The sequence below is a fragment of the Pseudomonas sp. NPDC087185 genome (assembly GCF_044744955.1).
In the GTDB taxonomy this organism is placed as follows: domain Bacteria; phylum Pseudomonadota; class Gammaproteobacteria; order Pseudomonadales; family Pseudomonadaceae; genus Aquipseudomonas.
Window position 1 is genome coordinate 892234 of record NZ_JBIUZK010000002.1, and the last position, 17073, is coordinate 909306.

23 protein-coding genes and 1 tRNA gene are annotated in these 17073 nt (G+C 55.9%); 13 read left to right on the forward strand and 11 right to left on the reverse strand.

Annotation, left to right across the window (positions count from 1 at the left end):
* Positions 1 to 40: 40 nt before the first annotated feature.
* Positions 41 to 1135, forward strand: coding sequence for a porin (locus ACIPIJ_RS09625; protein ID WP_401075389.1), 1095 nt, complete (start codon positions 41 to 43; stop codon positions 1133 to 1135).
* A 25-nt stretch (positions 1136 to 1160) separates the two neighbouring features.
* On the opposite strand, the gene ACIPIJ_RS09630 is transcribed toward ACIPIJ_RS09625, so the two are convergent.
* Positions 1161 to 2060, reverse strand: coding sequence for a LysR family transcriptional regulator (locus tag ACIPIJ_RS09630; protein ID WP_401075391.1), 900 nt, complete (start codon positions 2058 to 2060; stop codon positions 1161 to 1163).
* A gap of 245 nt (positions 2061 to 2305) precedes the next feature.
* Here ACIPIJ_RS09630 and ACIPIJ_RS09635 point away from each other — a divergent pair, with 245 nt between their 5' ends.
* The gene (locus ACIPIJ_RS09635) at positions 2306 to 3199 is read left to right on the forward strand and encodes a LysR substrate-binding domain-containing protein (protein ID WP_401075394.1); all 894 of its coding nucleotides are present in this window, start codon (positions 2306 to 2308) and stop codon (positions 3197 to 3199) included.
* Positions 3200 to 3292: 93 nt separating this feature from the next.
* Here the strand turns inward: ACIPIJ_RS09635 and ACIPIJ_RS09640 are convergent, their stop codons facing one another.
* From ACIPIJ_RS09640 to ACIPIJ_RS09650, 3 genes are all read right to left on the reverse strand, one after another.
* A complete protein-coding gene (locus ACIPIJ_RS09640) occupies positions 3293 to 3622 on the reverse strand; it encodes a YnfA family protein (RefSeq protein WP_401075396.1) in 330 nt (109 codons plus the stop codon).
* A 303-nt stretch (positions 3623 to 3925) separates the two neighbouring features.
* The gene (locus ACIPIJ_RS09645; protein ID WP_401075399.1) at positions 3926 to 4390 is read right to left on the reverse strand and encodes a hemerythrin domain-containing protein; all 465 of its coding nucleotides are present in this window, start codon (positions 4388 to 4390) and stop codon (positions 3926 to 3928) included.
* Between the two features lie 245 nt (positions 4391 to 4635).
* Positions 4636 to 5493 (reverse strand): glucose 1-dehydrogenase, encoded by an 858-nt coding sequence (locus ACIPIJ_RS09650; protein ID WP_401075402.1) that lies wholly within the window; start codon positions 5491 to 5493, stop codon positions 4636 to 4638.
* A 196-nt stretch (positions 5494 to 5689) separates the two neighbouring features.
* Between ACIPIJ_RS09650 and ACIPIJ_RS09655 the strand changes: the two genes are divergently transcribed.
* From ACIPIJ_RS09655 to ACIPIJ_RS09670, 4 genes are all read left to right on the forward strand, one after another.
* Complete coding sequence (locus ACIPIJ_RS09655) at positions 5690 to 6214, forward strand: hypothetical protein (RefSeq protein WP_401075405.1); 525 nt, start codon at positions 5690 to 5692, stop codon at positions 6212 to 6214.
* 481 nt (positions 6215 to 6695) lie between these two features.
* The gene (locus ACIPIJ_RS09660) at positions 6696 to 6941 is read left to right on the forward strand and encodes a hypothetical protein (protein WP_401075408.1); all 246 of its coding nucleotides are present in this window, start codon (positions 6696 to 6698) and stop codon (positions 6939 to 6941) included.
* Positions 6942 to 7305: 364 nt separating this feature from the next.
* Complete coding sequence (locus ACIPIJ_RS09665) at positions 7306 to 7674, forward strand: hypothetical protein (protein WP_256818925.1); 369 nt, start codon at positions 7306 to 7308, stop codon at positions 7672 to 7674.
* Positions 7675 to 7690: 16 nt separating this feature from the next.
* Positions 7691 to 7957, forward strand: coding sequence for a DUF3800 domain-containing protein (locus ACIPIJ_RS09670; protein ID WP_401075411.1), 267 nt, complete (start codon positions 7691 to 7693; stop codon positions 7955 to 7957).
* A gap of 376 nt (positions 7958 to 8333) precedes the next feature.
* Here ACIPIJ_RS09670 and ACIPIJ_RS09675 read toward each other — a convergent pair whose 3' ends face one another.
* Positions 8334 to 8552: a hypothetical protein gene (locus ACIPIJ_RS09675; protein WP_401075414.1), complete on the reverse strand. Its 219-nt coding sequence runs from the start codon at positions 8550 to 8552 to the stop codon at positions 8334 to 8336.
* Positions 8549 to 9265: a hypothetical protein gene (locus ACIPIJ_RS09680; protein ID WP_401075417.1), complete on the reverse strand. Its 717-nt coding sequence runs from the start codon at positions 9263 to 9265 to the stop codon at positions 8549 to 8551. Before ACIPIJ_RS09680 ends, ACIPIJ_RS09675 begins: the two co-directional genes overlap by 4 nt.
* 138 nt (positions 9266 to 9403) lie before the next feature.
* Here ACIPIJ_RS09680 and ACIPIJ_RS09685 point away from each other — a divergent pair, with 138 nt between their 5' ends.
* Both ACIPIJ_RS09685 and ACIPIJ_RS09690 read left to right on the forward strand, forming a co-directional pair.
* A complete protein-coding gene (locus ACIPIJ_RS09685; protein WP_401075419.1) occupies positions 9404 to 9709 on the forward strand; it encodes a hypothetical protein in 306 nt (101 codons plus the stop codon).
* A 57-nt stretch (positions 9710 to 9766) separates the two neighbouring features.
* On the forward strand, positions 9767 to 9976 hold the full coding sequence (locus ACIPIJ_RS09690; protein ID WP_401075422.1) for a hypothetical protein: 210 nt from the start codon (positions 9767 to 9769) through the stop codon (positions 9974 to 9976).
* 9 nt (positions 9977 to 9985) lie between these two features.
* On the opposite strand, the gene ACIPIJ_RS09695 is transcribed toward ACIPIJ_RS09690, so the two are convergent.
* Positions 9986 to 10309: an SH3 domain-containing protein gene (locus tag ACIPIJ_RS09695; protein WP_401075770.1), complete on the reverse strand. Its 324-nt coding sequence runs from the start codon at positions 10307 to 10309 to the stop codon at positions 9986 to 9988.
* A gap of 165 nt (positions 10310 to 10474) precedes the next feature.
* Here ACIPIJ_RS09695 and ACIPIJ_RS09700 point away from each other — a divergent pair, with 165 nt between their 5' ends.
* Complete coding sequence (locus ACIPIJ_RS09700; protein WP_401075424.1) at positions 10475 to 11098, forward strand: class I SAM-dependent methyltransferase; 624 nt, start codon at positions 10475 to 10477, stop codon at positions 11096 to 11098.
* A 19-nt stretch (positions 11099 to 11117) separates the two neighbouring features.
* Here the strand turns inward: ACIPIJ_RS09700 and tnpC are convergent, their stop codons facing one another.
* From tnpC to ACIPIJ_RS09720, 4 genes are all read right to left on the reverse strand, one after another.
* Positions 11118 to 12692 (reverse strand): IS66 family transposase, encoded by a 1575-nt coding sequence (gene tnpC, locus ACIPIJ_RS09705; protein WP_401075427.1) that lies wholly within the window; start codon positions 12690 to 12692, stop codon positions 11118 to 11120.
* 81 nt (positions 12693 to 12773) lie between these two features.
* Positions 12774 to 13109 (reverse strand): IS66 family insertion sequence element accessory protein TnpB, encoded by a 336-nt coding sequence (gene tnpB, locus ACIPIJ_RS09710; protein ID WP_387524068.1) that lies wholly within the window; start codon positions 13107 to 13109, stop codon positions 12774 to 12776.
* On the reverse strand, positions 13106 to 13438 hold the full coding sequence (gene tnpA, locus ACIPIJ_RS09715) for an IS66-like element accessory protein TnpA (protein WP_400629948.1): 333 nt from the start codon (positions 13436 to 13438) through the stop codon (positions 13106 to 13108). Before tnpA ends, tnpB begins: the two co-directional genes overlap by 4 nt.
* A gap of 73 nt (positions 13439 to 13511) precedes the next feature.
* Positions 13512 to 13751, reverse strand: a complete 240-nt coding sequence (locus tag ACIPIJ_RS09720) for a hypothetical protein (RefSeq protein ID WP_401075430.1) — start codon at positions 13749 to 13751, stop codon at positions 13512 to 13514.
* 434 nt (positions 13752 to 14185) lie between these two features.
* Here ACIPIJ_RS09720 and ACIPIJ_RS09725 point away from each other — a divergent pair, with 434 nt between their 5' ends.
* From ACIPIJ_RS09725 to ACIPIJ_RS09740, 4 genes are all read left to right on the forward strand, one after another.
* Positions 14186 to 14431, forward strand: coding sequence for a hypothetical protein (locus tag ACIPIJ_RS09725; RefSeq protein ID WP_401075433.1), 246 nt, complete (start codon positions 14186 to 14188; stop codon positions 14429 to 14431).
* A 23-nt stretch (positions 14432 to 14454) separates the two neighbouring features.
* Positions 14455 to 15174 carry a metallophosphoesterase gene (locus ACIPIJ_RS09730; RefSeq protein ID WP_401075435.1) on the forward strand — a complete coding sequence of 240 codons (720 nt, stop codon included), beginning with the start codon at positions 14455 to 14457 and terminating at the stop codon, positions 15172 to 15174.
* Positions 15175 to 15280: 106 nt separating this feature from the next.
* A complete protein-coding gene (locus ACIPIJ_RS09735) occupies positions 15281 to 15790 on the forward strand; it encodes a hypothetical protein (protein WP_401075438.1) in 510 nt (169 codons plus the stop codon).
* 675 nt (positions 15791 to 16465) lie between these two features.
* Positions 16466 to 16564, forward strand: a tRNA-Pro gene (locus ACIPIJ_RS09740).
* Positions 16565 to 17073: the final 509 nt, after the last annotated feature.

The window sequence follows — 17073 nt, forward strand, 5'->3', positions numbered from 1 at the left end:
AATGGGGGCGTTCGCTACGCGTACTGGATCACTGGCCGCCATGCTCGTTGGGCTCGGGCTGCCACTGGCAAGTGAGGCTGATGGGTTCCCTTCGATAGGGCGGGTGGCATCGGGCTTCGGTTACTACAACGTGGACAAGGGTTACGACGACACGCTCAAGGTATATGGCACCGTCGATGCCTTCGTGAACTACCAGGAGTCCGGCCATTACTCAGGCTACAAGATCGCCGGTGGCGGTGCCTGGACCAACAAATTGGGGCTGTATATGCGCAAGGCGCTCGGCCCGGACACGGTGCTGGAAATGGACGTGGAGGAGGGCTTCAATGTCAACGGCCAGGCATTTGCACAGCACTGGAAGCAGATTGGCGGGCTGCGCCTGGCACTGGTCGCACTGCGCTCGCGCGATTACGGCAAGCTGGAGTTCGGCAAGACCTACGGCATGGGAACACCCACCTACGCCGACCCCTTCCTGGCCACCTACGGTTCGCCCTACACCTACCTGACCAGCCCGCCTGCGGGCAACGGTGCGTATTACCTCGACATGCGGCCCAAGCATACCTTGGCCTACACCACCCCTAAATTTGCGGGTTTCAGTGTGGGCAGCGCGGTGAGCCTGGGCTTGAACGACACCGCCAGCTCAGGCAAGACCCTGCGCGGCAAGGGCGTGAGCGTGCAGTACAGCAACGCGCGGTGGATCGTGCTGGGGTCATTCAATGATTACCTGAGCGACCCCTGGGGTGAAGACAATCGCCAAACCCACAATTATTTCACGAGCGCTTCGGTGTTCCGTGATTTCGGGCCGGTGGCCGGTAGCCTGACCTGGCAGCGCCAGGACGTGGATAACCACGCCACGCCCAGCCTGCAGGCGTGGACCTTGGGCTTCAGTGCGCCGGTAGGCAAGGCCGATGTCGCACGCCTGGCGCTGGTCAAGCGTGACATTGAGTTCGGCGACAAGGATGCCTACGGGATGATGATCGGCTATGACCACTTCCTGCTGCCTCAGTGGGCGATCTATGGTCGCTTGGCGCTGATCGCCAACCGCCCCGAGTCAGCCATCACCTATGCCGGCATCCCGCTCGAACAGGTCGGCGACGATCCGCAGAACGTGGCCATTGGCATGTACTATCACTTCTAGGGTGCGGACGCGTTTCGTACAGAGCCTAACGCGAAAGCTTGGTCCTCAGGCTGTGAAACAGCTCTTTGGCCGGTGAGGTCAGTGCGTGTCGATCGACACAGACCAGGTAGATAGGGTATTCGGGGATGATTTCCTCGACGTCGACCCTGGTCAGTTTCGCTGCCTGCCCCGTTGTGAGGGTATTGGCCGCAGCGAAATCACTGAGGGTCATGAACGCGTTCGCGTTCTCCACCAAGCCCAGTGCCAATAGCAAGGACGAGCATTCGATGACGTTCTGCGGTGGGTTGACATCATTCACCTCGAACATCTGGTAGAACTGCGAGGAGCGATCGGCGGCCGCGTCCAGGCTGATCCAGTTGGCATATTGCAGCTGGCGCAGTGAGCGTGAATGACGCAGCGGGTTGGCGGGGTTGCAGAACACATTGCCCTGGATACGGTGCACGGCCTCCCAATCCAGGTTCAGCCGTTGCGTGTTTTGTTGTGACGTGAGGGCAAAGTCCAGGGAGCCGTCGCGCAGCCGTTGGACGATGTGGCTGGGGCGCTGCTCGGTAAGCTTGAGCCGAACGCGCGGGTTTTTCGCCTGGAAGTCACTGATGCACGGCCCGAACCCGGGCAGCACTGCGGTCAGGGACGTCACGCCGACGGCCACTTCACCGACGGCGGTGTCATGGATGTTGTCGGCCTCGATCTGTAGCCGGCGCATGCTCTCGACCGCCATCTGCGCGTGGCGAAGGATGCGCCGGCCCTCTTCGGTAAGGGACATGCCCTTGTAGGTGCGCTGCATCAAGGTCAGCCCCAGTTCACGCTCTAGTTCCTTGATCGAGCGGCTCAGCGCCGGTTGAGTGACATGCAGCCGCTGCGACGCCTCATTGATGCTGCCACATTGATCGACCGCTACCAGCGCTTTGATTTGATGGAATTTCACGCTACCCGACTCTTGTTGTTGGTTGACTGGGGACTGCAAGATGCCAGCCAACACCCTACATCATCCCGAGCATGAGGTAGGTACCACGCAGGGCGGCCATCGACTTATCTGTTGGCAAGGGTTCCTTTTTGCGGCTTCGATGGCTAGCCTCGCCGAAGTGTTCTTTCAAACCGGCACGCGCTGGAGGTGCCATTCAGGTTAGGAAGCGACGTCACATTTCCATCGTCGATAGAAACGCCATTGCCATGCCAGAAGGTTTTTCATCATTGCCGTCGCTCAATGCACTTCGCGTACTTGAGGTCGTTGCGCGTCATCTGAACTTCCGCCTGGCTGCCGAAGAGCTGGGCGTGACTCAAGCCGCGGTTGCGCAGCAGATTCGTGGGTTGGAGGCCAGCCTGGGCATCCGCCTGTTCGAACGGCTGCCCCGCGGCCTGGGCTTGACCGATGCGGGCCATGCCTACAGTGCGAGTGTGCGCAGCGCCTTTGTGATGCTTGAAGAAGCCACCCGCTTGCTAAAACCGGCACCCTCTCACCTGACGGTGAGTGTCACTCCGACCTTTGCGGCAAAATGGTTGATACCCAAGCTGGGGGCGTTCGCCGATGCGCATCCGGACATCGACCTGCGGGTGCTGGCGACAGATCGGCTGTCACACTTTCACAACGAAGGTGTCGACATCGCCGTGCGTTATGGTCAGCCACCGTTTGGCCCAGGCTTGAACGCAGAACTGCTGATGGAGCAGCGCATTGTTGCAGTGGCCAGCCCAGGCTTGCTTGCCGACAAGGGGGTGCCGGACAGTTTCGCTGCACTGCAGAGGCTGATCATCCTTCACGACGCGCATAATTTTTGGCCCGCGTTCACCGCTGCCGTGTTCCCCGGCCACGGGCAGGCCAGCGCCAAGAATTTGCGCTTCAACCAGACTTCGCTGGCTATCGAGGCGGCCGCTAGCGGCCAAGGGGTCGCGCTGGCGAACGCTGCGTTCGTCAAGGACGATATTGCTGCAGGGCGCCTTGTACAGGTATTTGCCCCATCGCTACAGCTTGAAAAGGCGTTCTACCTGGTGTGGCTGCGCAAGGCGCATCAGTCGTGCGCCTTTTCAGTGGTCAAGGAGTGGCTGATCCAGCAGGGAGCAGAGCGCTGAGTGGTGGCTGGGACGCTGCTGCCTGGTTGGGGAAGAGGCCCGTGGCATGGGCCGGTCGAGTTGCGGGTTGTCGCTTATAAGGCCAACGGGCGTTCAGGTGCGAGGCGCGAACATGATGATCGCCATCCCGCATAGCGCGACGAATGTCCCTACCAGGTCCCACATCGTTGGTTTTATTCCATCAACCTGCCACAGCCAGAGAATGGCCACGAAGATATAGACACCGCCATACGCCGCATAAACTCGACCAGCAGCAGCCGGATGAAGGGTCAGCAGCCACGCAAACAACGCCAGGCTGATAGCGGCAGGTATCAACAGCAGGATGGACTTACCCTCCCTCAGCCACAGGTAGGGAAGGTAGCAGCCGAGAATTTCCGCCAGGGCAGTGAGTACAAAAAGCCCAAAGGTTTTCAGTTCTGGCATGGGGGCCTCTCTATTTCGGGCACCTAGAGTAGCCTACCTGGTCCAGCCCCGACACCGAATGTTCGTTCTCCACTAAAAGACGCGAGACTTTCAATTCCCCCATTGGCCCGGCGTTGAACATGATTTCAGGGACTATCAAGATCCCCGAAGAACATTTGGGCAGGGCTATGGGCGGTGGTTTTAGTTCGCTTAACTAGAAACCACGCCCCTACATACCCCCGATCCCCCTGCAGGATGCGCGATCGAGAAGCGCTAATTCAGGACGCCATTACCAGATCGCTGATCCGGCAAAGCGCCTTGGATTCAAGCGGCACGCTGCTCACCCTTCAGCAGTTTTTTCTGCGTCTCCATGGCCTGACCTAGCGCCTCCAATTGGTCTTTACCGAGGAGCTTCTTCGCAGTTGGGAAGAGCTCGCCTTCCTCTTCCTCGATGTGATGCTCAAGCAGCTCTTTCATCACCTTCACTCGACCGGCGAATTCGAGCGTGCCGGTTTCAGTATGAAGCAGGTCAGGGAGTACCAGTGCGTCAACTGTCCGGTGTTCTTCTTTGGCCTCGTAATACATCTTGGCCTCCTCTTTACCACCGGCCTGCTTGATCGCTGGATACAGAATGTCCTCTTCCAGCGCGGTGTGGACTTGCAGTTCCTGCTCAATACGGTGCAGCAGTTCAGCGCGTTTTTTTACGGCGCGTTCAGTGGTCGATGAGAGTTCTTCCAGCAGTTTCTTGACCACTTTATGGTCCTGGATCAGCAGATCGATGGCATTCATGGAGGCACCTCGTCACGGGGGATAAATACTGGCTTCCTAGGAGTTGAGTGGCCGACACCGGCAGGGTTCAACGATAATGATGATCGGCGTAGGGCCGGTCTGTTCCAGCGCTCTGGCCCTTGAGCGTCAATAGCGTGGCACACAATGCCGCAGCGTTTTCAGCTAGCGCGCTTTTCACGGACTCACAATGGGCCTGCGCGCATCACGCCTTCAGTCGTGCCGCTGCGGCTGAGGCCGTATCGTCATCAGAGGATGGGTTTGCCGCCAGTGACCCCGTAGCGTGAACCCGAGATGTAGCTGGCTTCATCAGAGCCCAACAACACGTAGATCGGCGCCACTTCCACGGGTTGCCCAGGCCGTCCCATGGGGTAGCTCGAACCGAAGTTCCTGACCGCTTCATCAGGCATGGTGGCAGGAATCAGCGGAGTCCAGATCGGGCCCGGCGCCACGCTGTTGACCCGAATGCCTTTCTTGCCAAGTGATTGGGCCAGGCCTGCAGTGAAATTGGCAATGGCCCCCTTGGTAGCGGCATACGCCAACAGGCTGGGTGATGGGTCATCGGAGTTGACCGAGCTGGTGTTGATGATCGAACCGCCTTTGGGCATCGAGGGCAACGCGCGCTGGCAAATCCGAAAAATGGCGGTGATGTTGATATCGAAGGTCTTCACCCATTCATCATCGTCGATCTCGTCCAAGCCCTCATGAGCCATCTGGAACGCGGCGTTGTTGACCAGAATATCGATGCGGCCGAACTGCGCGACGGTCTTGTCGACGATTTCGTAGCAATGCTGTTTCTGCGCCAGGTCGCCCGGTAGCAGTAAGCACTGGCGTCCCGCAGCCTCAACCCAACGGGCGGTTTCCTGCGCATCTTCGTGCTCATCCAGGTAGGAAATGGCGACATCCGCGCCCTCGCGAGCGTAGGCGATTGCGACTGCACGCCCGATGCCGCTGTCGGCGCCAGTGATCAAGGCGATTTTCCCTTCGAGCCGATTGTTGCCTGTATAGGTCTTTTCACCACAGTCCGGATAGGGCTCCATCTTACGTTGTGAACCGGGAACGCGTTGCGGTTGAGATGGGAATGGGGGAGTAGGGTAGTCGCTCATGGTGCACACTCCTGCAGTGGAGAACGGTCACTACCCTTCGAGCGGTGCGAAAGCTCAATGTTGAGCTGAGTTCAGGTTTGGCACGACGGGCGGTCACGCCTTCGATTTCCATTGAATTCTCAAGGGTTGAATAGCTCTACCGCTGACCCGTCTCACGCTTTGCGTGGAAGGCTGGACCATTATCTGGAGCGTCCAAGTGCCTCGAATCATTACCCCCACTACGCCCGAACATGAGATCGATCAGCAGAATGCGAGGATGTTCGGTACCCCGAAAGAGCGTCTGGATTTCTATCGACGCGAAATACAGTACGAGACCACCATCCTGGCCAACCGAACCGATGCGTACCTCGCGGCTCAGTCGTTTTTGGTCATCGCATTCGTGTCGTCGATGAGCAATCTGAACCAGGGCTGGGGCGAGATGTTCACGTTGATGGTGCCGGCGTTTCTCGCACTGCTCGGCGTGCTGAGTTCGCTGAACGCCTGGCCAGGGATTCGCGCTGCCTTTCGGATCATCGAGCACTGGCAGCTCAAGCAAAGTCACTTGCTGCGCAGTGAGCCGATGATGGGATTGGCGTATGACGAATCGCCGTTGTTCTGCGAAGCGGAAACCTCTCAGGCGGGGCATCGCAAATCGCTACTGTTTTCCCTGCGCACACCCTGGATTTTTCTCGGCTTCTGGGTCTTGCTGGGCACCTATTCGGTTTATATCCAGCTGGCGTGACCCGCGCCCTCCAGGCGACCTGAAGCATCACCGGAGGGCGCGTCGCAAAAAGCTCCACTCAACCTGGCAGCGCCTTGATCAACTGTTCGTTTAGGGGCCGGCACCGGCAGGTAAAGTTCCTGCGCGATGCTCAGCGGCTCGCATCAGCGGCGCCTGCGGTGCGTGCGAGTAATGATTAGCCCGGCAATGAGGCCGAGAACTGCCGCACTCACCAACAGCGGTGTGCGTGATTTTTCGCTGACTGCGTAGCGCCTGTAGAACGAGGGCGAAAGACGATTTCAGTGTCATATGCGATCTCTCCGCTTGAGCGTGTCTCCGGTGAAATCCCCCCTCGGATTTCCGCGCAGCCTCGAAGCCTGTGGGCTGGCCTGGCCCCGCGGTCAGGAGGAGCTACCGTTCCGTCGAAACACTGTTGATGCATCCAGTATATCTCGCTAAGCTCGTGAGGAGAACATTTGTACTACTCGCGGTGATAAGCGTTATGAACAAGCCAGACCAAACCCCTGATGATCGCTTTGCTTTTTTCTCGCGCGAGGAGCTGCTCGAGCAGCAGTGCCTGTTGCTTGAGAGCGAGTTGGCGGTGATGGGCGAGGAATTGACGGCCTCTCGCGAAAAGATCGCCACCTTGGTTTTAATGTGGACTGGCGTCAAAGCGGAGCTGCAGAAGGCGGAGATAGAGCTGACTCAGGCGAGGTATCAGCTTCAGGTGGGCAGCGCGGCTCACTGAAGATTCTGGCGCTCGCAACTACTCAGCTTTGCCCTGCTGCTTGAGTTGGGACATGAGGCGCCAGGGTTGCGTCTGATAGTTAAACGGTTGAGCCTGCAGTCTACTTCAGCAGAGCTGCTTCCCCGCATTGATCCAACCTGTGCGCGACTGGACTCACTGGTTTTACGACATGGATGAGTTGCGCCTGGATGGATTAGTCCCAGAGGTCGTAGCCGGTCTCATGAACCAGCTAATCTCGGGGAGATCCTGGAAGTGACTCCCCTTGCCCCAAAGAAAAGCTCACTGGCAAGCGGGAAAGTGTTGAATGATGGCATTTAGCCTTGCCGCGAGATAAGCTCGAGCTTCAGATCATTCAAGGAAGACTATGAACAAGTTCATTGCTGTCGTCGGGATGTGCTTCTGGCTGGGCGCATGCGCCACGTCCCACTACACCGCTGGACGCGACTTCTCGTCGGCGGGTGTAGCGAGTATCACTAAAGGAAAGACCACGACGACGGAGCTGAAAGCTCTTTTCGGTGAGCCCTACACGAAGAGTGCTGTGAGCGAAACAGACGAGAAGTGGATTTATACGTATACGTCTGGCTCTGCTCATGCGCAAAGCTACGTAGTGACGATGAAGGTCACCACCACCGGTACGCAAAAGACCCTGGATGTTCTGATCCGCGATGATGTAGTCATCAACTACACATTCAGCGAAGGGCCCGCTCCTGGTAGCAGCACAGCTACCTATTGATGAGGAAGGTACCTGATTGGACAGAACATATGCCTATGTCGACGAGTCGGGTAATTCTGACCTAGACACATCCAAGGCTGGGAGCTCTGGCTTCTTCGTGATTTGCTCCATCATTGTGGCTGAGAAAGACCTGCAGAACGCCTACCAGCGTGCGAGGAGCATCGCCGACAGCACTTCCAGGCAGGCGAAATCAAGTCAAGTAAGGTGCGAGCGAAGGATGCTGACCGGCGTGTTCGTATCCTCACAGACCTGGCGAAGCTTCCGATCGGCAGCGAGGGGTTGATAGCTGGGTGGCCTGACACGCGTGCCAGTAAACAAGCTTTAAGTGTAAAAACCGCCCCTCGGGCGGTTTTATGAGAGGATGCTAAGAACCTAGGTTCGAGACCGCATTTATCTCGAACTAAGCTTACCCTTACATTGTGATGCAGGCACCATGTTGCTGAGTGAGCATTTGGCAATATTCGCCTGGTAACCACATTCCAAAGGTTTGCGAGCTGGCACAATACTCATTAAAGTTTGAGTATTCTTCCTCCTGCCAAAAGTGCTCCGAAATCGCTAGCCTATCATAGCGGTATTCGTTATCCAGTAGGCAGTTGTCACAACCTGCTCGGGAGTATGCATCTTGCGTTTCCTGGTAATAAGTACTGTACGCGTTATCGTCATCGAAAAAAATCAACCCAATATTTTTCACCAGTTGGCCCTATCTGAAGATACAAATAGGTGCCGACTATGAAGTATCCTCCAGCACTGGTTGGTTTGGTCTCCGCCACGACACCGCGACAGTGGTTCGTCTGTTTGGAGTCTGCGGTTGGTAGCGCCATTGCAGAGCCACTGACAATAGTGAGCCCCAAGGCGATAATCAGGGCCGTTATTTTCATTTCGCCTCCTTGGCAATAAGTTCTTCTGCATACTGCACGAGCCAGTTTCTCGTTGAGGCGTCAGTCCCGCTCTTCTGCACAGCATGATCTATGTCATTTGAAACCCACCACAACGTCGTGTAACTGTTCCCCTTTTTGTCCCTGTAGCCATACATCCGCCCGGATATACCGCTAACCACAATGTTGTTCTGCTCCTTGATCACTACCTTGCGCATTCCGAAGAAGGTCATATCCTTGGTGTACACGTCTCCGTCCGGGCATTTAAAATACCTGGAAAACCCTGAATATTCTTTCCTCTTTCGTGAATAGACACCGTTTGCATCTGTAGCCATCAATTCACAGGCGCTGGTTGCTTTCAGATCAATCGGCTTGATCATGAGTGAGGAATAATTCGTCAGTGGGAGCTGGCTACCGGGCTTGTAGCTGATCAACGCATTGTCAGCCTCGTAAACGTGATCGTTTGGATAGGTAGCTAGGGCAGCTGCAGCTGCATCGTTTCGCTTCGAGCCGCTTGTGCGGGCACCTCGTGTGCCTTCAGTACGGAGCTGTTTACTGTACTCACGAACAGATGCGTCCAAATCCTTTTCGCTCCCCATTGGCAACTCATGGATGGAGATCTCCGTGTAGCGCGATTTTGGGCGGCTATCGGGGAGATCTGCAGCTAAACAAATATCTGCAATTGCTAAGCTGAGCGCGAGCATCGAAAATTTCATATATCCCTCATGAATTATGTTAGGAAGTCGAACGCTACCAGAGAGCATTTACAGCTTTTGGTTGCGAGCGCTGATGCGGCGAGTAACAAGACGGAGGATTTGACTTTTTTACAGAAAGGTCTTGTTACAAGAAGTTTCATGCGCACTCATCGTATGCGCCTTACGTATCCTGGGGAGCTACAGCAACTGCCTCCCCAAATCCAGCAGTTCCAGATACCCGATGGGCATCGCTTCGAGATCTTGGTGCGCCAGGTAGTGAAAGGCGAGCGTATCCGTTCACTGTTCTGCAGGAACACCGAGATCTACATCCTGGATGGGGACGAGGTTATTCACGCAATCTTCGACATAGTGGCTGCCGGGGGAGGAGATGGTGTTGTTCGTCCCGAGCGTATCGAGTTAATCGCCGAGGGGTACCGCCATTCTGCGGCTGCACCCAGGCACTGAATAAAGTGGTTGTATTTGTAGCCAACTCAGGATGCACAGATCACCGGAGTAACCACGATGAAGAAGGATCTCAGCAAGGTTTTGCTTCCAGACCATCCAATGTACACCGATGCAGTGGATGCTTTGAAACGATACCACCGAGCCCAAGTCACCGGTGTGACGGGGAGTGAGCTTGAGCGCCTTCGTCTCTTGGCGGAGCATCAGTTTCAAGCGGTCACCGACTATCAGTTGCAAGCGTTCGGTGCGTCGGCAGAGCCTAGGGACTAGAGGTGCCTGCTACACGCCATACCGCTTGTTCCCGCCAGAGGTAATGCAGTAGCGACCGCCTCTTGGGCCTATACAGATACGACCAGAAGAGCAGGGGCACGATGATCCGTATTCGGTTGTTGTGCTGCGAGCTGGCTGTGGAGCGGGCCGCTCTCTCTTCGATGGTGAGGTGGCAAAGCAGTTCGAGCCGCTGCAGAGATTTTTGTAAGAGATCCATCGTTGCGGCTGGCCGTCGAGGCTGATACGAGCCCATTCGTTTTTCTGCTCGTAGACCTGAACCTTCTCACCGCGCTTGAGGCTGGAGATAACTTTCCCTCCCGGTTGAGCGCGCAGGGTAAGCGTATGCCCAAGTCACCTTGCGTAATGGGATCCCTCAGAGCACCGCCCTAGGAGATGTACCCCGCTGCAAATCGAGACCCTATGGTCTGGCTGCCTTTTAGAGAGACTCCGCATCGAATCCATGCCAGCATACGAACGATCACAGGGAAGGATAAAAGAATGCAACTCAACGATCCGTGTGGGGCGTCCAGGTGGAAAACGTATTACGAGCACCACAGAGACCGTCCAGCATCATCGCTTCTTCACACAGCACTTGGACTTGCTAGCACTCAGACGAACTCTAGAAAAGCTGTGGATCTGGGTTGTGGCTCTGGCAATGAGACTCGCGCTTTACTTCAAGCTGGCTGGGATGTTCTAGCTATTGACCGAGAGCCGGCCGCAATCGAAATGGTACACGCTATCGGTCTGGCTCACCCTGGTGCAAAGCTAGAAACAGCTACCCAACTGTTTGAAAGCCTTGAGTCTTTGCCACCCTCGTCATTGATCCATGCAGGAATGGCCTTACCATTCTGTCATCCAGATCACTTTGAAAAATTCTGGTCAGTTGTGATATCTGCGCTTCTGCCGGGAGGCATTTTCGTGGGCCAACTCTTCGGCGACAAAGATGATTGGGCATCCGACACGGCGAGAACCTTTCACTCTGAGCTAGAGGCCCGTGCGCTATTCCGGGGGCTTAGCTTGAAGGTTTTCGAAATCCTTGAATATGATGGGCCCAGTATGCGGGGCACGAAGCATTGGCATCGCTTTGACGTCGTTGCCCAAAAGCCAGCATCGAGCGAGTGAGCTTGGCTACCTTGTATTTTTACCCCAAAGGGTAACGCCAGTTGTGTGGCAGTAAATTGGCAATTTCGCTTGCCTGCTGCTTCGGCAACTGCGTTAGCACATCTTTGAGATAGGCATACGGATCGTGCCCATTGTTCCGGGCCGACTGGATCAAACTCATGATCGCAGCGGCGCGTTTGCCGCTGCGTAGTGACCCAGCAAAGAGGCAGTTCTTGCGCCCCAGCGCCCAAGGCCGTATCTGGTTTTCACACCAATTATTATCAATGGCTACAGCGCCGTCATCGAGGTAGCGCGACAATGCCGTCCAGCGTTTCAAGCTGTAATCCAAGGCTTTGCCAATGGCTGAACCGTTGTGCACGATATCGCGCTGGGCAACCATCCAGGCATGCAATGCATCCATCACCGGTACCGCTTTCTCTTGCCGTATTCGGCGACGTATGTCCGGCTTCAGATCCTTGATTTCCCCCTCGATCTCGTACAACGCCTGCATGTAACGCAAGGCTTGTTCAGCCAGCGTGCTCTTGTGGGTCGCATGCAGTTCAAAAAACTTACGTCGAGCATGGGCCATGCAGCCGATTTCCGTCACGCCGAGTTCGAAGCTGGCCTTGTAACCGCCGAAATCATCGCAGACCAGTTTGCCCTTCCAGTCTTGCAGGAAGTTACGCGCACTCTCGCCGGCCCGGCTGAGGCTGAAGTCGTAAACAACAGCCGATGTTTCGCAAAACGGGCTGGTGGCATAGGCCCAAACATAGGAACGATGAGTTTTCTTCGTGCCCGGCATGAGCATTTGCACCGGCGTTTCATCAACATGAACGACCGGCTGCTCAAGCACCACTTCGCGCAGCGCATCGACCAGTGGCTGCAACTGTATACCGCAGGCGCCAACCCATTGGGCGAGAGTAGAACGCGGGATAGCCAGGCCGGCGCGGCCAAACATGGCTTCCTGACGGTACAGCGGTAGGTGGTCAGCAAACTTCGCAATCATGACGTGGGCCAACAAGCCCGCAGTCGGGATGCCCTTGTCGATCACCTGCGCCGGCACCGGTGCCTGAATCAGTGTTTCGCAACTGTCGCAGACCCACTTACCACGGATATGGCGCTCCACGGTGAACACGCCGGGTGTGTAATCGAGCTTCTCGCTGACATCTTCACCGATGCGTTTGAGCGCGCAGCCACAGGCACACTCCCTGTTGTCCGGCTCATGATGGATCAGCGTGCGGGGAAACTCAGGCGGCAAGGCGCGACGTTTGGGTTTCTGCTTTTCCTGGGTAGGTGCCGGAGTAACTTGCAGCGACTCCAGCTCTGCTTCAATGGCAGCGATATCGGTATCGATCAGATCGTCGAGCAAACTGGCCTGTTCCGGGCTCATTTGCTCGCTGCGTTTGGCGAACTTGAAGCGCTTGAGCTGGGCGATTTCGTGGCTGAGTTTTTCGATCAGCGTTTTGTCGTGATGGATCTTCTTGTCCATGACCTGAACGGTCTTGCCCATCGTTTCGACTTGCTCGTCGAGCGCCGAGACGCGTTGCAACAACTGCGCCGCCAGAGCGCGCAGTTGTTCGGGATTCAGGTGGTCGAGGTCAGGGATCGAAGTCATGCCGACAATCTTGCGAGATCAGCATAAACAAGACGACAGGCTGATCGGACAATTGCACTGCCGGATGGGGCATGGCTCGATTCAGATGATGGAAATGGCGTTTCCGGGGCCAACTCTTTGCCAAGGCAAGCCCAGTATCAAGGCGTGTAGCTGTTCGGCGCTCAGCTCCATTTGTGAACCTTGGCGCGTGCCAGGCCAGGCGAATTTTCCTTGGTGGAGCCGACGTGCCGCCAACCAGATACCCAACCCATCATGCACCAGAACTTTCATGCGGGTGGCGCGGCGATTGGCGAACAGATAAGCACAGTGCGGCTGCGCCGCACCGAACACCGCGATCACGCGGGCCATGGCGGTGTCGGTGCCGGCACGCATGTCCATCGGCTCGGTGGCGAGCCAGATGGTATCGATGCGGATCATCTCAGTAGCTCTCGAAGAAAGCTCGCGCAGGCGGCTGCGCTTTCCACTGGCCAAGTCATCTTAATGGGCGTTCGCGGGTGCTGGATGTCAAGGCTGATACTGGAGGGCTGAGCATGTGTGCCAGCGCCGAGCATCTGCGGATGCAGCGGGATGAACGCAGGCTGCAGCGCCACGGCTTTTTGATTATGCAGCCGAATCCATTTATGGACGAGGTTGGCATTAAGGCTGTAGCCCAAGGCGATGTTTGCGATGGAGGCACCGGGCTCTAAGCACTCTTGGATGACCTGGGCTTTGAAAGATTTGCTGTAGGTTCGGCGCTGAGGGTGCATAAGAAATCCGCTTGAGAGGCCAGAAATGGTGTCCGCTTAAATTAGGTGGACACCATGGCCTTCGGCGGTTGCGTCAGGAAGATGTGTTGGCCGGACGGATACCGCGCAGGTTCAGATTGTCCGCGTTGACGAAATGCACAGGTGCTGAGGCTTGTGTAGGTTGTGGTGTCGGTGATGAGGTTGATGCCAAGGTGCTCACTGGCGTCTGGCTGAGTGGAGGCTCAGTTTTGGACGAATCCTTCTTGCCGACAGCCCAACCCACCACGAAGAGAACCAACAGCATCAGAAACCATGACTGGCCATTCTTGCGCATATCCTTTGCAACCTTGATGTGAGAGCTGTCTTTTTCAAGCAGAGCTGGCTGGATCGCCGGAGCACCGGATAGCCCAATTCGGCAATGTCCGCCGGGCGAGCAATTTCTTATCCGCCATCGCTGAAGACAGCTTAGACGAGTGGCGTAGATGGGGAGGGCAGCCGTCTTATGTCTCAAGACATCTTCGATAGGTCGCTAAATAAGAGGCAGCAAGCGGAGCGCGCCGGCGTGACGGATGGAAGCCCGAAGGGTCGAGACGTCGTCGTCCGACGATGGCTCGATTCACGACAGCCGGGCCCGGAAGGGTACGCTGCCCGTGAAGCTCAATCGAACCCGTCTTTCCCCGTAGGGAACGTGTCGTTGTAAAATCCTGTGAACCGACGTTTCGGTCGTATTAGTCGCCGGCACATGACGCATTTTAAGGAGCAGCACCTGTGTTCAGGACGCTCATGGATTTGATCTTTGTGGTGAGCGTGGCTCTCACTGTACTCGCGTTCATTTTCATACCCTGCACGATCATGAGTCTCGGAGTGTTGTTCGTGCTCGGCATCGACGACAGGTTTGTGAGCCCGGTTGTGGCTTACATTGCACTCCCAGAGGCCGTGATCATTAGCGGGTATTTGCTGCTTCACTACTGGAGGCAAATCACCGAAATCATCAAGTCGATTACACCGTGGTGATGTAGGAATGTGTGGAAAAGCGAGTGATTTGGTTTCTGGGTGACGTACATGGACGCTTTGATCACGTCATCAGGTTGGTGCAGCGTCATTGTCCTGAGGCAGTGGTATTTCTGGGTGACCTCGAATGCAGCTTGCCCTTGGACATGATCCAGCGTCCGATCCTAGACCAGACAGAAATCTGGTTCATTCACGGCAACCATGACAGCGATCGTCCAGCCTATTGGCATAATCTTCACGGCTGCGGCCTCGCTGAGCGCAGCCTGCATCGCCGGGTAGTAGAGATTGCTGGACATCATATAGCGGGGCTGGGTGGCACATTCGAGTCGCAGGTCTGGCGACCAGGCAGCCCTGATACCGACATCCAGAGTTACCGGGAATTTCTCGAGCGCCTGGCGCTCAGACCTCAGCACGAAGACATCGTAGCGACGAAGGAGCAACACGCGCTTTCTGCAATCTACCCGGACGACTACTTCTTTCTCGCGATGGAGAAGGCGGAAATTTTGGTATGTCACGAGGCTCCCAGCTGCCACCCTCACGGTTTTTCAGAGATCGATGAACTAGCCCAGGCAATGGGCGCAAAAATGGTCGTGCATGGTCATCATCATGATTGCCTGGATTACAGGTCGGAATGGCCGAAACCGGGGTTTAAGGCTTTTGGATGCTTTCAGGTCGATAATAGCCATCGACGGTCGAGTCATCTGCTGAGGGCAACATCGCATCGCGCGGCAAACGAGCAAAAATGATCAGAAAAATGTGCTCTGAATTCCGAGGTGCCATTTTGGGTTGCAGTATCTACGGTTGGGGGTAAGGTCGGACTCGGGATGCCTTTGTCCCGACCTAGGAGCTTTTATGCAACTGAAAAAATGGTTTTCGGTGGTGCCAGGCGCGATCGGGGTAATGATCACGTTAGCACTTCTGCTCGTGCAAACTCGTGTGTTTGACGTCATCGCGTGGGACTACAACGTCTGCCACTTGGTGTTCGGTTTCACCGCCCCGTTCTTCCTGAGCTACCTAGGGATTCCAACGGGAAAGGTTGAAGTGCTTCCGCTGCGTGAGGTGATCAATTGTATTGCTGCGGTGCCGTTGATCACCTGGCCTCTGCAATCCCTGCGTGCCATCGGTCGCGGTGTGAAGCGTGACTTCATTGAAGGGCTGCCTTGGACTCCTTGGATGGGGGTTGCGCTGACGCTTTGCCTTTCGATTGGCAACGAAATGTTTGTTGACCCTGCAACGAACGGTATTCCGTTCACGTCTGCGTATGGCAATTTCGTTGCGGACGTCCTCGGTATGATTCTGTTCCTTTGCGTGGCACAACCGATCGTGCGACGCGCCAAGCAAGCTGCATCTTCGCTGGTTTGATCGGAAGGCCGCCTAGGGATGGGCGGCATCCGTCCTAAAGCTCATGCTTATGCGAGTAATCACCTCCAAGGTAAGCGTCCGGGCAAGTCATCTACGTTTGAGCGCAATAAAGAGGAGGGCTAACCCGCGTGGCTTTATTCAGAATGCATTCTCCTGTCCCAGCCAAAGGTGTCAGCGCAGGGTGCCAACCACTGCTGGATTTTTGCATTGCGTGCTAGCTCATTGGGCTTCAGTAAGCGTGCGCCAAAATCGACATGGCGAAGGAATTGAATCTCAAGACACTGTTCCAACTGCTCTGCCAGCAGTGGAAAGTCCATAAGCCTCTGCATGCGTGGCCACCTGACGAGCTTACGGTAGCGTAGCTGCTGAGACTCAATACGCAGATCATCATTCGGGCGCCACTGGACATTGAATAGGTCGTCATGACGTGACAGGTCGACGCGCCAGTTACCACTGGATGGGATACACAGATCGAGCTTAAGGCTGTCAGGCCGCAATTTGTTGCGCTTGAAAAGGTGGTTCGGTCATCAGATCGATAGAGCAGACGCTGTATGACACCTCAGCTATATCGAATCGAGAGAACCATTCGGCGATTTCGGGACAGACCGGATGATCGAACACACTTGACCTCTTCCTGAGTAGTTGTCGGATAGGCGTCCCTCCGACTGTCCGCTGTGGGTCGAAAGCAGCCGGTCACGACGGACCGCTATCGAGCCATATCGCTCTTGCATGGGGTGCAAGGGGTCGAGTGTTCGAATCACTCCGTCCCGACCAAATAACTCCAAAGAATCCAGTCACTTAGCGGTGGCTGGATTTTTTTATGCCTGTCCGTTTTTCACTGCTTCGCATTTTTGCCCCACTTTTTGCCCCACCGAATTTCAACTGCCGTTAGTCAAGAATTCAGAAACGGCAGAGTCTCGGGCATTTGCAGTCGCTCATGGGAGATGGCGATTAGCCTTGAGGGAGGGGCGGTTGGAAGTTCGAATCTCTACGCTTCCGCCACTATTTTTCATCAAAGCCCTGATTTTTCGGGGCTTTTTTGTGTGTTGACGTTTTTGGTCCCCCATCTAGTCCCCCATTTTTACTTCGGCTTCCTCTGGCCTTCTGTGGGTTCTGGTGGACGTATTGTCTTCATGTGGGGCCGTAGACTCACGTCAGGAAAGGGGAGCAGTTCAGGTTTCACAAACGCCAGGTCCGACCTTCATTTACAAGCCTGAATTACTCCCTAGCGACAGGCGCAGTCCTTCACCTGTTCCCAAACATGCGACGTCAAAGCTGGATTT

Coding starts and splice junctions, on each gene's coding strand:
- ACIPIJ_RS09685 (WP_401075419.1), top strand. CDS start 9,404: ATGCGCACTCATCGTATGCGCCTTACGTATCCTGGGGAGCTACAGCAA.
- ACIPIJ_RS09660 (WP_401075408.1), top strand. CDS start 6,696: ATGAACAAGCCAGACCAAACCCCTGATGATCGCTTTGCTTTTTTCTCG.
- ACIPIJ_RS09680 (WP_401075417.1), bottom strand. CDS start 9,265: ATGAAATTTTCGATGCTCGCGCTCAGCTTAGCAATTGCAGATATTTGT.
- tnpA (WP_400629948.1), bottom strand. CDS start 13,438: ATGCACCCTCAGCGCCGAACCTACAGCAAATCTTTCAAAGCCCAGGTC.
- tnpB (WP_387524068.1), bottom strand. CDS start 13,109: ATGATCCGCATCGATACCATCTGGCTCGCCACCGAGCCGATGGACATG.
- ACIPIJ_RS09720 (WP_401075430.1), bottom strand. CDS start 13,751: ATGCGCAAGAATGGCCAGTCATGGTTTCTGATGCTGTTGGTTCTCTTC.
- ACIPIJ_RS09625 (WP_401075389.1), top strand. CDS start 41: ATGCTCGTTGGGCTCGGGCTGCCACTGGCAAGTGAGGCTGATGGGTTC.
- ACIPIJ_RS09665 (WP_256818925.1), top strand. CDS start 7,306: ATGAACAAGTTCATTGCTGTCGTCGGGATGTGCTTCTGGCTGGGCGCA.
- ACIPIJ_RS09645 (WP_401075399.1), bottom strand. CDS start 4,390: ATGAATGCCATCGATCTGCTGATCCAGGACCATAAAGTGGTCAAGAAA.
- ACIPIJ_RS09735 (WP_401075438.1), top strand. CDS start 15,281: ATGCAACTGAAAAAATGGTTTTCGGTGGTGCCAGGCGCGATCGGGGTA.
- ACIPIJ_RS09690 (WP_401075422.1), top strand. CDS start 9,767: ATGAAGAAGGATCTCAGCAAGGTTTTGCTTCCAGACCATCCAATGTAC.
- ACIPIJ_RS09650 (WP_401075402.1), bottom strand. CDS start 5,493: ATGAGCGACTACCCTACTCCCCCATTCCCATCTCAACCGCAACGCGTT.
- ACIPIJ_RS09635 (WP_401075394.1), top strand. CDS start 2,306: ATGCCAGAAGGTTTTTCATCATTGCCGTCGCTCAATGCACTTCGCGTA.
- ACIPIJ_RS09700 (WP_401075424.1), top strand. CDS start 10,475: ATGCAACTCAACGATCCGTGTGGGGCGTCCAGGTGGAAAACGTATTAC.
- tnpC (WP_401075427.1), bottom strand. CDS start 12,692: ATGACTTCGATCCCTGACCTCGACCACCTGAATCCCGAACAACTGCGC.
- ACIPIJ_RS09640 (WP_401075396.1), bottom strand. CDS start 3,622: ATGCCAGAACTGAAAACCTTTGGGCTTTTTGTACTCACTGCCCTGGCG.
- ACIPIJ_RS09675 (WP_401075414.1), bottom strand. CDS start 8,552: ATGAAAATAACGGCCCTGATTATCGCCTTGGGGCTCACTATTGTCAGT.